The organism is Paenibacillus ferrarius, from assembly GCF_002027705.1.
Lineage (GTDB): Bacteria > Bacillota > Bacilli > Paenibacillales > NBRC-103111 > Paenibacillus_E > Paenibacillus_E ferrarius.
On sequence record NZ_MBTG01000045.1, the window covers coordinates 237,727 to 254,057 of the forward strand.

The following is a 16,331-nucleotide window of genomic DNA, read 5'->3' on the forward strand; positions in this document are numbered from 1 at the left end:
ATTGGTTTGGAGGCTTTTGTATGTTTATTTCGATACGGTGATATAGCGAATGTATTCCGCCGTAGGGTCGTCCTGCCGGATGCGTCCCTCCGCTTCGAGCAGGATGAGGTGAGCGATCGTCTCCGATAGCGCGAACCTCATCTGGTGGATGCTCAGCCGGTCGCCGAAAGTCGCCCGGCACACATCATAAGCGCTAAGCGAAGCGCTTAGCTGATCTTCCATGAGCGCAAGCCGCTCATGATGATGGCGCACCAGCTCCGCGGCGCGTGCGCTGAACAGAGGCCACGGCTCCCGGTGCCCCGGGTAAGCCATCTTCACAGGCAGCCTGCCGATCTCCTGCAGGCTGCTGAGGTACGCGCCGAGCGGGTTCTCCTCCACCTGCGGGAGGAAGGACACGTTCGGCGATATTTGCGGCAGGACGTGGTCGCCGCAAAACATCACCTGCGCCTCGCCGTCGTAGAAGACCAGATGACCCGCGGCATGGCCAGGGGTCTCGATGGCTTCGTACACGCGGTTCCCGAGGCGCACAGGGCCTTCACGCAGCAGCGTGACCTGCGGCTGCGGGGAGACCATCTCGACGAAGCTCACCATGTGCTTCGTCATCTCATCCAGCCCGTCCTGCGGGAAGCCGTGACGGGCAAAAAGCTTCAGAAGCAGCGCCGACATCGGCTGCTCCGCTCCCCATAAGAGCTGCACCTGCGCGTAACCGGTCTCCGATAGGAGAACCGGCGCGCCCGTGCGCTCCTGGAACCAACCTGCCATCCCGTAGTGATCAGGATGGTGGTGGGTGAGCACGATCTGCTCCACGTGCTCGAAGCCAATCCCTCGCTCCTGCAGCACTTGCAGCCAGAGCGCCTCCGCATCCGGGGTATGAAGCCCCGGATCCATCACCGTATACCCGTTGTCGCCGCGAATCAGGTACGCATTAACCCAACGCAGCGGGAAGGGCAGCGGAACCTTGACTTGTGTAATTTCCTCTGTATGTTCCGTCACGATGTTCATATCCGAGTCGTCATCCTTCCTTATGCCCCACAAAAATCATGCGGCTGGATGCCTCAGCCTCATAAGGCTGACCATCATAACCGCCGTACACAGAATCAATATGTAAGCCGGCTTTTTCCAGCATCGCCTCAAAGGCCGTTCGATCATACAATTTAATCTGCTCCAAATAGTGCCGATCCGCAGTATCCTTTTGCGAAATCACAATGCGCTTCCGCACACAGCCCTCTTCAATCGCCCGCGCTTCGCGAATCAACAGATCGCCTTCCATCCGTTCCGATTGAGGAACCAGATTGGCCTGGATATATACCGGATTCAGGAAATCAATGATAAACCGGCCGCCTTTTTTGAGCAGCCGCTGAATTTCACCAATCACTTTCTCATTCTGCTCATTCTCATCAAAATAGCCGAATGAAGTAAATAAATTGACAACAGCATCAAATTGCCGCTCGATCGGGACCTCTCGCATATCTCCACGCAGCCAAGTGACTTGTTTCATCTCATCCAGCTTGAGCGCCTCATTCAAAAGCACCTCGGATAAATCAACCCCGGTTACCTCATAGCCGAACTCCGTTAAAGCCATCGAATGCCGACCCATGCCGCAGCATAAATCCAGCACCTGGGCTCCTTGAGGCAAATCCAGCCAATCAATCATTTTCTTGACCTCGTGGTAAGCCCCCTGCATATCGCGATGTTTATACACAATCAAATAATCGTTTCCAAAACTTTCCTGATACCAAGCCATTTCTTCACACCTTCAATTTCTAAATATTCTATAAAGGATTCATAATTTCAAAAGCACGCTGTTTATCTCTCATAATACGCAACCCGTCCAACACTTCATCTTTGCTAAAATTGCCTGCTTGGAGAGCGTCATCTTCAGCATCCAGCAGCTTTTCATAAAAAGCAATGCCTTGTCCCAACAATTCGCCTTGATCCGGATGATCTTCCATATAATGAAACAACACATCCTCAACCTTCGCATAATTGCACACCTTCTCATAATGGGCAAAAAGCAGCCGCTTCATATCTTCCGGCATCATCCAGCGATCCAGACGTTCCAAGCTTTGATCGATACGCGAGCCAATTTCCCCGCTCACCTCATCCTTGGGGTCAACCTCAGAAGAAAGCGACAAATGAAGCAAAAGATCCAGCGATTTCAAATAAGCATGATAAGCCTCATCCATCTGTTCATGCCGCTGAAGCATATCTCCTTGAGCAACGAACATGTCACAAATCACCATCGCTTTGGCCGTATCCAGATTGCCGTGGTAAGAAAGCAATTCCAGAATATCCTTACTCGACAACGCTTGCAACGAACGAATATTCAGCCCAAGCAAGTGGCGGCTTGCTTCATCCAGCAGCTTCTGGGCATCTTCCAGAGGGATGTGCTCTTTGTTAAAAAGAATGCGATGCAGCATCACGGTCATTTGTTCAATTTGCCGCATAAAATAATCACGTTTGAACACGGGAATCGCCTCCTAAGCTCAAAAGAAATGCTTCATTTTAGCTTACCATGCATCGGCAGGAAACTCAAAAATCCATCCCGCCTATTTTTATGCATATACCGCACCATTGACAGCAGCCCTTCATAAACTAATTTTGACTGTATCCCTTAACCTTGTATTTCCCAATACCCGAGCAAGGAGGGGTGACACACATCCATGGGCAGCGACCACAAAAACAAATTTCTACTTACTAACCGCGAACGCGAAGTATTCGAGCTTTTGGTGCAGGACAAAACAACGAAAGATATCGCGCAGCAGCTTTTCATTAGTGAAAAGACTGTACGGAATCACATTTCCAATGTCATGCAAAAGTTAAATGTCAAGGGTCGTTCACAAGCGGTTGTAGAACTGATTAAGCTTGGGGAATTGAAGATCTGATTCCGTCAGCAAAGGGATCCATGCAAGCTCTCGAGCCTTCTTAGGAAGGAGTCGAGGGCTTTTATGTTGGAAGTGAACGTTTTGTTAACCCGATGATTCGACAACAAATGACGTCAAGCATGTACTATGATACAGATATGCTATATATATACCCTAATTGGAGGAGGCTATTTGTGATATGAGTGAGTTCGTCACGGAGCATAAAACTATTTTTTCACTTTCTACACTCCTAAATATAGAACCCAATATGCTGCTTAGACTATGCCGTTATATTGAATCGAGAGGTTACTTCTTTCATAAATCGGAGGAAGGCTCCCTGCAATTTACAGATCGAGATATCGCCGTTATCCTCGCCCATTACTGATGGGCTTTTTGTTTGCCTGCCTACAACAAAACCAGTCCAAGACACGGAAATGCGTGATCTTTGGACTGGTTTTTGTTTATTTCCGGAAGGAAAGCAATCTTATTTGACAATGATGGCTGTTACAACCTTATTCTTGCCATTCAGCTGAATCAGATGACCTTCGGTAAACAAGGACAAGTTGCCCGAAACAGTGACACCTGTGGACACCGTATAAATCGTTGTTTGTTCTTTACCATCTATCGTTTGAACGATAGAAATCGTTGCAAGCCCGCCTTGGGCATTGAGGGTAGTTCCTTTTAATGTGCCTAAAAGTTCAAACGGCTGATCCGCATCAATCATTTTGGTTACTTCAATATAAATGACTTTATTATCAGAGGTACGGATATCGACCTCATCGCCTGCTTTTAAATCAGAAGCTTTGACCTTCTTCCCATTTCGATAAACAACAACATTGGGGTGAAGCGTAAAGGTAGTTATAACTCCCGAATTTGTAAGCTTGAGCTCATTGTTGCTGACTACAGCGCTGACTGTGCCTTTGTTTGTAATCGCTTGAACCATTTTCGTAACTTCAATGTAAATAACTTTGTTTTCGGACGTTTGAATGTTGACTTCGTCCCCCACCTTCAGCTCGGAAGCGTTGACTTTCAGGCCATTGCGATAAACGATAACATCGGGATGGAGCGGCAGTTCGTAAGGAACACCTGACTTCTGGAGCTTCAGCACATTATTGTTAACGACCGCAGTGACAGTTCCGCTGTTGGTGATGGCTTGCGCCGTTTGCGTCACTTCAATGAAGATAACTTTATTGTCGGACGTACGGACATTTACCTCATCCCCGACAAGCAAAGCGGAAGCATTGACCTTCACACCATTCCGATAAATGACAACATCCGGGTGCAGGACATATTCGGTGGCAACACCTGATTTCGTCAGCCTCAGCACATTGCTGCTCACTGCCAAGCTGACAGTCCCGCTGCTGGAAACAGGTACAACAGATCGCGTGACTTCAATGTAAATGACTTTATTGTCCGATGTGCGAATATTGATTTCATCACCAATTTTCAAATCATAGACATTCACTTTCATACCGTTGCGATAGACGACAACATCTGGGTGAAGCGCAAGTGTAGAGGTAGCGCCAGCCTTCGTTAACGTCAACGTATTATTGCTCACTGCCGCACTCACGGTGCCGCTGTAAAGGATGGATTGCACAGCTTTGGTTACTTCGATGAAAACGACCTGATTATTAAATGTACGTATTTTCACCTCGTCCCCTGCTTGTAACGCAGAAGCGTTTACTTTGGCCCCATTCCGATAAATGAATACGTCCGGGTGCAGGGAATACGCTGATGTTGTTCCAGAACTCTTGATACTTAGCGTGTTATTCGCAACTACTTTAGTAATCGTGCCTGTGAGCGTGTTATTCCCTTGATCCGGCAATTGTCCGCCTGTACGATCAAGCAGCGCCGCAAGCTCAGCCCGTGTGACCGATTGGTTGGGCCTAAATGTATTATCTTCGAAGCCATCGACCAATCCTTTCTCAATGGCGACAGCAATGTAGCCAACAGAACCTGCCGGGATCTGCTTCGCGTCTTTGAAAGACAGCGTCGTGTTCATTTTCGCCTTCGCCTGTGCCTCCAATTTCAATGCCTTCACCAGAAGCGTCGTTGCCCACAAGCGGTCTCCACTCTTTTGAGGCTGAACACTGTCATCATTTTCCGAAAACAAATCATTTTCTAAAGCGACAGCGACATAACCAACCGCCCATGAAGGAATTTGATTGGCATCTTTGAAGTTCAATTTGGTATTCATGGCCGACGCAGATTCAGCCTGGCTGCGAAGCCCCATCAAACGAACGGCAGCCGTAATCGCTTCAATCCGCGAAACAGTATTATGCGGTTTGAACGTCCCATCTTCATAGCCATCAAATACACGTTTCGATGCCAAGCTGGCGATATAGCGGATTGCCCATTCCGCGCTTTGCAAATCGTCAAAGGTCAGATGAATCTCAACTTTTTTGTCCTCATTTTTAGCACCGTTATCTTTTGCCAAAACGGCCGTGCTGCCTCCCGTGATCATAACAAAAGCTAGACAAGTTGCTACGACTTTTTTGAACACCAAGCTTCACTCTCCTTTTAACTTAGAATATTGCGTGTATCAGAAGAATTCGTACGTCTGGTTATTATTAGGAGGGTGACCTTATAATTACCACAAAATAAATAACCAATCTATATCAACATCCTAGATACGGCTTAACAAATTTATCATACAAGGTGTAAATAAACTGTCAGAATGTGTAAATCATTTGCGGGAAATTACCACTGGCAAGAATGAATAGGAGGGCGGAGGTACTGGTGGTGCTGGAGTGCTGGTGCTGGTGCCGGTGGTGCTGGTGGTACTGGTGGTGCTGGAGTGCTGGTGCTGGTGCCGGTGGTGCTGGTGGTGCCGGTGGTGCTGGTGCTGGTGGTGCCGGTGGTGCTGGTGGTGCCGGTGGTGCTGGTGGTGCCGGTGGTGCCGGTGGTGCCGGTGGTGCTGGTGGTGCCGGAGGTGCTGGTGGTGCCGGTGGTGTTGGTGGTGCTGGTGCTGGTGCTCGTGCTGGTGCTGGTGGTGCTCGTGGTGCTCGTGGTGCTCGTGGTGTCGGAGGTGCTGGTGGTGCTGGTGGTGCTGGTGGTGCCGGTGGTGTTGGTGTTGGTGTTGGTGGTGGTGTTGGTGGTGCTGGTGCTCGTGCTGGGTGATAGAAGTGCTGGAAGTGCTGGAAGTGCCGGAGGCTGGAAGTACTGGAAATGCTGACGAGGGGAGGTGCATCATGAATATAGAAGAAATTAAGCGGATTATGCTCAGTGATTCGGCATCCATGAAGTCCCCCTCATGTCTCTGGTTGCCAAGGTTGAAAACCTCGAAAACGAAAATAAGGAACTTAGGCGGCAATTTGGCCAAAACTCGCACAACAGCAGCCGGCCGCTGTCTAGTGACCTCAAACGTGAACCTAAAAATCACCGGAAGTCCGGCGGCAAAAAGGGCTGAGCTGACCTCTCGGCCCTGAAGGGCACACTTTTGCTTGTGTAGATCAACTTTGTGAGAACTGCACTGCCTCTTTAAAAAGCTGAAAGGGAATATTGGCATCTCGAAGATACCCAAAATACTTCCTTGTGGTCACGGAATCGTGTCCAAAGATTTGTGGTCTTGCTCTTACGTGGGTATTCCTCTGCGCCCCGATTCGAAGCGAGGCTCCTTTTTAGCTCGAATTTGCTGCTTCACCTCTATACAGGCATAGAGATGTCAAAAACCTATCGACGCTCATACCCTAAACAGACGACGTCCTCATACCCTAAACAAGCGACGTCCTCATACCGAAGCTGGCAGATTGCCTCAAGCCCGTCTATGTCGCACTTTTTCGCATATTCCTGCAAATATGCATCCTTTTCCTCTTAGAAATCAGCAAAAACGTGAAAAGCCTGCGATTATGCATCCTTTGGAGACCTTTTTCCGCATCCTGAGAGGAAAAGCTTAAAAAGCCTGCACAATCGCAGGTATTTCCAATTTTCTTGCGATATTGCTGAAAAAGGATGCACTTTTGCAGGCTTTCTAGGCAAGCGCTAGAAAATCCAAGAGCATGCAGCACTTTGAGCTTACTTTTCGAGTCGCGAAGGGCTCATAGGTTTGGCGCTAGCCCTCACATTATGCTATGTTGGATAAAAGTGTAAGCAAAGGAGCGAACGAAATGACGGACAATGCGCTGAAGCTATCTCATTTTCATCCGATTCTGAGGACTTGGTTTTCTTCCCGTTTCGGTGAACCCACCGATGTGCAGAAGCAAGCTTGGAAACACATTATTTCCGGCACACATACCCTCATCTCGTCTCCTACGGGATCAGGAAAAACACTGGCAGCTTTGCTGCCTTGCATGGACCGGGTTGCAAAAACAAAGCAATCGCTTGGGGATAGCTATCAAGCCGGTGTCCGTGTTCTAGTCGTAACGCCGCTCAAGGCGTTAAATAACGATATTCATGATCATTTGATTCATTTTATAGCAGAAATTGACGAAGCTGCTGCCTCCTCCCCGAAGAAAGCCGATTGGCACGGCTTGCGGGTTGGCGTGCGAACGGGCGATACCACACAAAGCACGCGAGCCTCGATGCTGAAAAACCCGCCCGATTTGCTGGTGACAACGCCGGAATCGTTGTACCTTCTCCTCACTTCGCCGCGCGCGAGACAGATGCTGAAGAGCGTGGAACAGATCGTCGTCGACGAGATCCACGATTTGGCAGCAGACAAGCGCGGCATGCATTTGTCGCTCACGCTGGAACGGCTGGACGCGTGGTGCGGGCGATCCGTGCAGCGGATCGGCGTGTCTGCCACGCAGAAGCCGATCGAGCGGGTCGCCCGCTTCCTGGGCGGCTGGGAAGCGGATCAGCCGCGGCAGGTCGGCATTATCGAGAGCAAAGCCGAGAAGCAGTACGCCCTGCAGGTGACGATGCCGGAGCCTGCAAAGCCCGGAGCGGACAAAGAGGAGATATGGACGCCTCTTGTTGAGCGTTTGCTGCAGCTGATGGACGGCTGCAGCACTGTGCTGATCTTCGCCAATAGCCGCAGGCTGTGCGAACGAATGACATTGCGACTCAATGACCATGTCGGTCATGAGATCGCGAAGAGCCACCACGGCAGCGTCGCCCGCGAGAAGCGGCTCGAGGTCGAGCGCTTGCTCAAGGCAGGCGAGCTTCGCTGCCTCGTAGCCACGTCGTCGCTGGAGCTCGGCATCGACGTGGGTCATGTCGATCTGGTCATCCAGATCGACTCCCCGTTCTCCGCTGCCGCAGGCATCCAGCGGATCGGCCGTGCCGGCCACGCCGTCGGCAGCGTCAGCCGAGGCGTGCTGCTTGCGCGCAGCCGCAGCCTGCTGCCGGAGCTGGCCGTGCTCAGCCGGCGGATCGCCGCGCGCGACATCGAGGACATCCGCATTCCGCGGGGCAGCCTCGATGTGTTGGCGCAGCAGCTCGTCGCGATGGGCGCGATGGGCGACGAGCTGGATGTCGCGCAGCTGGCGCGACTGCTGGCGCAGAGCGATTCCTTCCACGAGCTGCCGGAGGAGCGCTGGTTAGCCATGCTTGAAGTGCTGTCAGGGCTTTACCCTTTCGTGCGTCCGCTCATCGCATGGGATCGCGAAACCGGCCGTCTCGAACGGTTGGCAGCTACGCAAATGGCTGCATTAACCGGCGCCGGCACCATTCCGCAGAGCACGGCCTATCCCGTGCATCACAACGAAACCGGCCTTCATCTCGGAGAGCTCGATGAAGAGTTCATCCATGAGTCGTCAGTCGGCGACGTCTTCCAGCTGGGCACCGCTTCCTGGCGAATCGTCCGCAAGCGTCCGGAGCGCATCTATGTCCAGGAAGCGGACAATCGCTACAGTGAAATCCCTTTCTGGCGCGGGGAAAGCGGCGGCAAATCCTTTGAGCTCGGCGTTCAAACGGGTCAACTTTGGCGCGAGCTGCGCGATCGTTTGCAAGCCCAGAGCAGCACCGAGGCAGACCTCGCTGTCCTAAACTGGCTAAGCGAACAGTACTTTTTTGGCATAGAAGCCAGTCAATCGCTGATCAGTCTCGTCCGCAATCAAATTGCCGTGAATACCGTTCCAACCGATACAACTCTAGTCATTGAGTCCTTTCTTGATGAAAACAATCAAGCCCACTATATTCTGCATAGCTTGTTCGGCCGTAAATTAAACCGCACTTGGCTGATGGCGATTGAGAAGCAGCTCAAGCGGCATGGACTGGCTGCCCTCTATACAAATGCGAAGGATAATGGCATCGAGCTTATCTTCCCATCCTTGCAGGATGCGGTTGTACCCGCCATTCTTTCTATCTCTTTCATAGAAGCGGAGCAGTACGTCATTGAAGCCGTAGCTGAATCCGGCATGTTTGGCGCAGCCTTCCAGCGGTTAGCTGAAACATCCTTGCTGCTTTCCCGCAGCTTTACGCGCGTCCCCGCTTGGCTGAAGCGGCTGCGCGGGCAAGAACTGATCAAGGAAGCCCTTCCCTTCAAGGAACGCTTTCCGTTATTTCAGGAGGCCATGCGCGAGTGTTTGGAGGAGCATGTCGACTTGCCCCATTTGCAGCATATTCTGCAAGTGATTCAACTTGGTACGATTCAGATCGCGGTACATCGCAACCATTTTCCTTCACCGCTTGCCGCACAATTCAAATCCGATTATGTCGCGCAAAAAATCTATGAATCCGACGCTTTGACGGAGGATTTGCAAGTGGAACTGCTTGGCTTCAGCCGGCAGATGGCGGCTGATATTTTCGGCGCGGAAGCCATTCGCCGTGCGGTCAGCCCGCAAATTATGGAGGCCGAAGAGCAGAAGCTCGCCAAAGCTGACGAACCTCTGGCTTCAGCTGCGGAGGTGCTGCGCTTTTTGAAGGAGCGCGGCGATGCCTCTATTCCCGAGCTCGTCAAGGTGAGTGCCGCCTCCGAAACGCTTGTAGCTGCTTGGATGGATGAGCTTGTGCAGCAAGGCAAAGCAGCACTGGCTTACTTCTCGACAACGACGCGATATATTTGCAAGGATGAAATGGCGTTCTATGCCTCACTTTCCAGCGACGCCGTGTCCCGCTCCTTCGTTTTTCAGCGCTTTGCCGATGGGAAGCTGTCGTTCACGACCGAAGAACTTGCGGTCCATTTCGACATTGATCCTCAGCTCGCAGCGAGCTGGGTCGAGACCGCTCTTGCCTCACAGCAGATTGCTGAAGCACCCTTTGCCGATCCAGGCACGGAAGAGCTGTGGACCAGCAGTAAAGTCGCCTCGCGGCTAATTCGCCTGTCCTTGCAATCCTATCGCCGTGGCGGCGGAGCTATTTCGCCATTCACCTATCTGGCCCATATGCCCCTGAGACGCAAGCTCTCGGATCGCGCTGATGTGCCAGGGATGGAAGAGCTGCTTGCAATTATTCAAGATTTGCAAGGCTTCTTCTTGCCTGTGTCACACTGGGAGTCACTCTTGTTCCCAACGCGTCAGCTTGCTTACCGCAAGCAAGATTTGGATACCTTGTGCTCATCAGGGCAAATTGTCTGGCTTGGCCGCAAAGAGCCGGGCGAGAAGGAAGGACGGATTGCTTTCTTTCTGGCAGAAAGCCATTCTCTCTTTGAGCCTTGTCTTGCCGCAGTCAGCCACATGCCTGTCTCTCAGCCCTATCTGCTAACGCTGCTGCAGGAGAAAGGGGCGAGCTTTCTGAGTAAGCTCGGGATTGAAACTGGCAAGCCGCCTTCTGTCTTGTTGGAGGAATTGCTGCAATTGGTATGGGATGGTCAAGCTGCCAATGATCAGTTCGCGCCACTGAGGCTTCATGCGATGGGCGCCTCGAAGAAACCGGACAAGTTCCAGTCTGGACTTGGCCGCTGGTACGCCCTTAGCAGCTTGTATGAACCAACTTTTGACAAGCAGGCTTCTGCCATGCAGTGGACCCATCACCTGCTTGAACGTTTTGGGCTTGTCACCAAGGATGTGGTCTCAGCGTTCTGTCCATTCCCATGGGAAGCTATTCAGTCCGCGCTCCGTCAATTGGAAGAATGGGGAATTGTTGTTCGAGGGTTGTTTATTGCCGACTTGCATGCGCTGCAATTCGCGACCAAGACCTTTATCAGCCTGCTGCACCAGCAGCCAGCTATTCCTCTGGCTAGTCAAACCAAGTTCACACTCGTAAGTGCCGTCGATCCAGCCAATCCTTTTGGACTTCTGCTCGATTGGCCAGAGGTTGCGGGTATTTCCTTCGCACGGAAACAGGGGAATTACCTAGCACTCAAAGGCAGCGAGTGGCTCTACTGGATTGAAAATAACGGCAAGCGAATTTACCAAATCACTTCTTTGGCAGATACCGCTAGCGATCCATCTATCATCGTTCAGGAACTCAAACTCATGTTCCGTCAATTTTTGAAACAACATCAGCTGCGCAAAATCGTCATTGATACTTGGAATGGCGTACGCATCTCCGAAGCGCCGGAACAGGCCTATCTCAAACTTCTGGGCGCAGAAAAAGACCGCACCAGCTTCGTCCTGTGGCCTAGCCAACTGAGCTGAGTACGGTCTATATCGCTTCGATGTTGACAGCGCAAATTTTGAATTCCGGCATCCGACTGGTCGGATCGAGCGCATCATTGGTCAAAACATTGATGGAGAGTTCATCTCCCCAATGAAAAGGTACGAAAACCGTCCGAGGCTGAATCCCCTCTGTTATTTTCACCTCAACACACAAGGAGCCTCGGCGGCTCGTGATGCGGATTTTCCCTTCCGTTCCAAGTCCGATGCGCTTAGCCAGCCATGGATGAATTTCGGCAACAGGCACCGGAGCCTTCTTGTTCAAAGCCTCTGTCCGTCGCTTTTGCACGCCGCTCAAATAATGATTGGCAAGCCGGCCTGTTGTCAGCACGTAAGGGTACTCCGCATCAATCGGCTCTGCCGGCATTTTCGGCTGAATGCCGAACAATTTCGCTTTGCCATCCGGATGATGAAAGCGGCTTTCAAATAATTGCGGAGTCCCCGGGTGATCTAGGGCAGGACAAGGCCAGAATATCCCTTTCTCCTCCTGAAGCCTCTGATACGTAATGCCGCTGTAATCCGCTTTGCCGCCAGCTGTTGCCGCAGCTAACTCCCGAAACACGTCTTCAACACCCGTATATTGAAAGTAGGCGCCACGCCCTAAGGCCTCTGCCAACTCACAAATAATGTGAAAATCAAACCTGCAGCTGCCCGGAAGCTCCATCGCTTTCTGACGATGGAACACACGTCCTTCCAGATTCGTCATGGTGCCTTCTGCTTCGGCAAAGGAGGAGGCTGGCAGCAAATAGTGTGCGTAACGCGCCGTTTCGCTTTCGAACATGTCTACCACGACCAGCAGATCCAGCTTCTGAAGCGCACGCTCCACCATCCGGTTGTTCGGACTGGATACGAGTGGATTGGAACCAAGAACGATGAGTGCCTTAATTTCGCCTTCATCTACCTTTTGCAGCAGCTCATAGGCCGAAACACCTTTGCCTGGCAATTCCTGCGGATCAATTCCCCACACCTTGGCGACATGCTCGCGAGCGGCCGGATCTTCGATCAATCGGTAGCCCGGCAGCTGATCCGCCTTCTGCCCATGCTCGCGTCCGCCTTGACCATTCGCTTGTCCGGTTACGGCACCAAAGCCGCAGCCTTTACGCCCTATTTTACCGGTCACCAAGGTCAAATTGATATAATTCAACGTGTTTTCCACACCGTTTACTTGTTGTTCCAAGCCTCGTGCGGTTAACACAATCCCCGTCTCCGCCTTGGCGAACCCTCGCGCTATAGTCCGTAGAACAGCCTCAAGAATTCCCGTCAGCTCTTCAACTCTTGCCGGAGTAAAGGACTTCACAGCTTCCCTCAATAGCTCAAAACCGGAGGTTCGCTCCTGAACGAAACGTTGATCGACAAGCTTTTCCTCAATCATTATGTGCAGCAAGCCATTAATAAACACAGAATCGAAGCCTGGCTGCAGCCGTACATGAATATCAGCGACCTTGGAGGTCATCGTATTCCGCGGATCAATCGTGACGATCACAGCGCCTTTCTTCTTCGCTTCCATCAAATAAGGCATCATCGTTGGCTGGCATTCTGCAATGTTCGTTCCCGCCAGAATGATGTATTGGGCATTCGGAATTTCCGTTAATGGCATAGTCATTCCCCGATCGATACCGAACGCCTGATTGCTGGCTGCCGCTGCCGAAGACATGCAATAGCGGCCATTGTAATCGATATATTTGGAGCGAAGCGCAACACGTGTAAATTTGCCAAGGAGATAACTAACTTCATTGGTCAAAGAACCGCCGCCGTACACCCCAACGACATCCGGACCATACGTCTCTTGCAACGCTTTAATCCGCTTCGCGATGTCCGCATAAGCTTGTTCCCAAGAAACCTTTAGCCAACCATGCGGCTCCGCTTTGCTTTTGAGCAATGGCTCCATAATGCGTTCAGGATGAAGCACATGATCAAGGGCGTTTAATCCCTTCTGACATAGACGGTTCGTCGCTACCGGAAAGTTTGGACTTGGCTTTGTCATCAAAACCGAGGTTTTCTCATTCGGCATGATCTCCAGCCCGCACTGCATACTGCAAAAGCAGCAGTGCGAGGAAGGCTGATCTTGCGATAACATGCTCCTCACCCCCAATACCAAGCGCTCTATTGCTAATCCAAGTTTTTCATTGCTTGCTTAACTGGCCATTTCTTCCTCTGTCGGGAAGCCGATATAGACAGATCCATCCAGCACTTTGGTCGTATACGTGCGAACACAGCCTGTATCAGGCGCTTGAACAAGCCCCGAAGGAAGATGAATCTTGCGATCGTGCATGGGGCAGAAGACGTGATCATCGCAGACAATGCCTTCGGCCAGAACGCCCTCTTTATGAGGACAACGATTCTGAATGGCTAGCAGCTTGCCGCTTTTCATTTTGAATAACGCCACTTCTTCGCCTTGATAACGAATCGTTTTCCCTGTGTTTACGGCTAAATCCTCATAAGATACGGCTTGCACCCATACCAGTTGCTCGTCTTGTGTTTTCATCGTTCTGCCCCTCCCGGCCATCTTCTACTGCTAGGTCAATTCGACAACTTCATAGAGATCGCGTTGAATTTTTTTGCTTTCAATCGCTTGCTTCCATGGATCTTTCGTAACGGAAAGCGCAAGTTCCATGCGTGTGCACAGCTGTTTGCGTTCTTCTTCATTTTGGACCACGTCACGTATATGCTCGATGCCAAGTCTGTGAACCCATTCGCTGGTACGCTCCCCGTATTTGCCTGTTTCACGGTAGTATTGCAGATAGGCTTCTGTGTATTCAATAATTTCTTGCTCTGTTCTCACCGTTGTCAAAAGGTCACCGACACGAACCTTCACTCCGCCATTGCCTCCCGCATAAAGTTCCCAACCCCCATCTACAGAGACAACGCCCAAATCCTTGATGCCTGACTCTGCACAGTTTCGCGGGCAGCCGGATACCGCAAGCTTCACCTTGGCTGGTGTATTCAAGCGTTCAAATCGTTTCTCCAGCTCAATGCCAACCCCCATCGCATCCCCGGTACCGAAGCGGCAGAAGGTATCGCCTACACAAGTTTTCACAGTACGCAAAGCTTTCCCATACGCATATCCAGACGGCATATCCAATGCTTCCCACATCGCCGTAAGATCCTCTTTCTTCACACCAAGCAAATCGAGACGTTGACCGCCAGTGAATTTCACAGTGGGAACATGGAACTGTTCGGCTACTTCAGCAATCCGCTTCAATTCGGTTGGATTCGTGACACCGCCATAAATCCTTGGAACGACGGAATACGTACCATCCTTCTGAATGTTGGCATGCATGCGTTCATTAACAAATCGCGAGGTGCTGTCATCTTGATACGTGCCAGGGCTTACCATGCCCAAATAGTAATTAAGCGCTGGGCGGCATTTGGAGCAGCCCTCTTCATTTTTCCACCCCAGCACGTTCATTACTTCACGCACATGCGATAAACCTTTATCCCGAATGGCTTCAACCACTTCATCACGAGCAAACTCGGTACAGCCGCAGATCGATTCCTTGGCCGCATTTCCATCATAAGAATCTCCTAATGTGAAGGCTAAAAGCTCACTGACGAGCGGCTTGCAGCCGCCGCATGAACGAGAAGCTGTTGTACAATTCTTCACTTCATCCACGGTCGTAAGCCCTTGCCCCTTGATCGCTGAACAAATCGTACCTTTCGTAACGCCATTGCAGCCGCAGATAATAGCATCATCCTTCATGTCAGCTGCTCCGGCTGCTGCTGAGCCACTGCCGCTGGATGAATCTGTCAGAATCGCTGTTTTGGGCATGGCGCTCACATCGGTTTCTTCTCGAATCATTTGCATGAGTCGTGTGCCATCTGCCGTATCTCCAAAAAGAACCGCACCGATGATTTTGTTGTCTTGAATAACCACTTTTTTATAGACACCTGTGAACTCGTCATGGATGCGAATGGCTTTCGTACCTTCGGCATCGACGAATTTACCGCCCGAGAAAACATCAACCCCAGAAACCTTCAGCTTCGTATACAGAATGGAACCTTCGTACGGAGCTGTTTCTACGCCTGCCAAATGTTTGGCGAGCACGGCGCCCTGCTCATACAGAGGAGCAACGAGTCCATAGGCTACCCCTCTATGCATCGCACATTCGCCTACCGCATAAACATCAGGCACATTCGTTTGCAAATAGTCGTTTACGATGATACCTGGATTGCAGTCTACACCGGAATTTCTGGCAAGTTCAACATTGGGACGAATCCCTGCAGCCATTACGATCAAATCCGCCTCGGCAACCGTACCATCTTTGAATTTTAGACCAGCAACGCGTTTGTCACCGATGATTTCTGCGGACTGCTTGGCGAGGAGAAAGTTGATTCCTTGCTCTTCGAGTGCCGCTTGAAGCATTTTGGATGCGGTGCGATCCAGCTGACGTTCCATAATCGTATCGACAATATGAACAACATCTACTTTCATCCCTAAATGAAGGAAGCCCCTCGCTGCCTCCAAACCAAGCAAACCGCCGCCGATGACGATCGCTTTTTTATATTTTCGGGCAGACTCGATCATGATTTCACAATCCCGAATGGTCCGATACGCCATGACGCCTTCTTTATCCGCACCAGGCAGCGGAATCATAAATGGATTGGAGCCTGTCGCCAAAATCAATTTATCATAAGGAACCGTTAACCCTTTATCACTCGTTACCGTTTGAGCGGTTGTGTCAATTTGAGTAACCGTATGATTGGTGTGCAAGGTAATCTTGTTATTCGTGTACCACTCGTAAGGATGAATGACAATATCTTCGACTTGGGAATCCCCGGAAAGTACGTAAGACAACAAAATTCGGTTATAGTTCGGATGCGGCTCACTGCCAAAAATAGTGATCTCATATTTATCCGGTGCAAGCTTCAGCAAGTGTTCCACCGCATTTACGCCCGCCATCCCATTTCCGACCAATACCAGCTGTTCCTTTTGAGTCATGATCATCTTCCTCTCTGATATGTCTCTCCTATCACCGGGGCAACAATGGAT

Annotated in this window: 12 protein-coding genes and 1 pseudogene; 6 read left to right on the forward strand and 7 right to left on the reverse strand. The window is 51.0% G+C overall.

The features are described 5' to 3' along the window. Positions 1 to 24: 24 nt before the first annotated feature. From BC351_RS33375 to BC351_RS33385, 3 genes are read right to left on the reverse strand one after another with little or no spacing between them, the layout of a single operon-like run. Entirely contained in the window at positions 25 to 1,002 is a 978-nt protein-coding gene (locus tag BC351_RS33375; protein WP_079419184.1) for an MBL fold metallo-hydrolase, read from the reverse strand. 10 nt (positions 1,003 to 1,012) lie between these two features. Then, entirely contained in the window at positions 1,013 to 1,744 is a 732-nt protein-coding gene (locus BC351_RS33380) for a class I SAM-dependent methyltransferase (RefSeq protein ID WP_079419186.1), read from the reverse strand. 28 nt (positions 1,745 to 1,772) lie between these two features. Further along, a complete protein-coding gene (locus tag BC351_RS33385) occupies positions 1,773 to 2,468 on the reverse strand; it encodes a DUF6483 family protein (protein WP_079419188.1) in 696 nt (231 codons plus the stop codon). Positions 2,469 to 2,663: 195 nt separating this feature from the next. On the opposite strand from BC351_RS33385, the gene BC351_RS33390 reads away from it, so the two are divergent. Continuing rightward, entirely contained in the window at positions 2,664 to 2,885 is a 222-nt protein-coding gene (locus BC351_RS33390; RefSeq protein WP_028556998.1) for a helix-turn-helix domain-containing protein, read from the forward strand. A gap of 178 nt (positions 2,886 to 3,063) precedes the next feature. Beyond that, complete coding sequence (locus BC351_RS33395; RefSeq protein ID WP_079419190.1) at positions 3,064 to 3,249, forward strand: hypothetical protein; 186 nt, start codon at positions 3,064 to 3,066, stop codon at positions 3,247 to 3,249. Between the two features lie 99 nt (positions 3,250 to 3,348). Here the strand turns inward: BC351_RS33395 and BC351_RS33400 are convergent, their stop codons facing one another. After that, positions 3,349 to 5,367, reverse strand: coding sequence for an S-layer homology domain-containing protein (locus tag BC351_RS33400; RefSeq protein ID WP_244209263.1), 2,019 nt, complete (start codon positions 5,365 to 5,367; stop codon positions 3,349 to 3,351). Between the two features lie 294 nt (positions 5,368 to 5,661). On the opposite strand from BC351_RS33400, the gene BC351_RS43060 reads away from it, so the two are divergent. The 4 genes and pseudogenes from BC351_RS43060 (at position 5,662) to BC351_RS33415 (ending at position 11,323) form a co-directional block, all read left to right on the forward strand. Beyond that, positions 5,662 to 6,039 carry a hypothetical protein gene (locus tag BC351_RS43060; protein WP_208629879.1) on the forward strand — a complete coding sequence of 126 codons (378 nt, stop codon included), beginning with the start codon at positions 5,662 to 5,664 and terminating at the stop codon, positions 6,037 to 6,039. A gap of 16 nt (positions 6,040 to 6,055) precedes the next feature. Beyond that, complete coding sequence (locus BC351_RS33410) at positions 6,056 to 6,292, forward strand: hypothetical protein (protein ID WP_144028602.1); 237 nt, start codon at positions 6,056 to 6,058, stop codon at positions 6,290 to 6,292. A 678-nt stretch (positions 6,293 to 6,970) separates the two neighbouring features. Then, positions 6,971 to 8,035 (forward strand): annotated as a pseudogene (locus BC351_RS43650) (DEAD/DEAH box helicase); the annotation flags it as partial. 84 nt (positions 8,036 to 8,119) lie between these two features. Beyond that, a complete protein-coding gene (locus BC351_RS33415) occupies positions 8,120 to 11,323 on the forward strand; it encodes an Lhr family ATP-dependent helicase (protein ID WP_244209264.1) in 3,204 nt (1,067 codons plus the stop codon). 7 nt (positions 11,324 to 11,330) lie between these two features. On the opposite strand, the gene BC351_RS33420 is transcribed toward BC351_RS33415, so the two are convergent. Genes BC351_RS33420 through nirB form a run of 3 tightly spaced genes read right to left on the reverse strand, consistent with a single transcriptional unit; the run spans position 11,331 to position 16,280 of the window. Then, positions 11,331 to 13,418, reverse strand: a complete 2,088-nt coding sequence (locus BC351_RS33420) for a molybdopterin oxidoreductase family protein (protein ID WP_079419196.1) — start codon at positions 13,416 to 13,418, stop codon at positions 11,331 to 11,333. 57 nt (positions 13,419 to 13,475) lie between these two features. Beyond that, entirely contained in the window at positions 13,476 to 13,826 is a 351-nt protein-coding gene (nirD, locus tag BC351_RS33425; RefSeq protein WP_244209257.1) for a nitrite reductase small subunit NirD, read from the reverse strand. 30 nt (positions 13,827 to 13,856) lie between these two features. Beyond that, positions 13,857 to 16,280 (reverse strand): nitrite reductase large subunit NirB, encoded by a 2,424-nt coding sequence (gene nirB, locus BC351_RS33430; RefSeq protein ID WP_079419200.1) that lies wholly within the window; start codon positions 16,278 to 16,280, stop codon positions 13,857 to 13,859. Between the last annotated feature and the right edge of the window lie 51 nt (positions 16,281 to 16,331).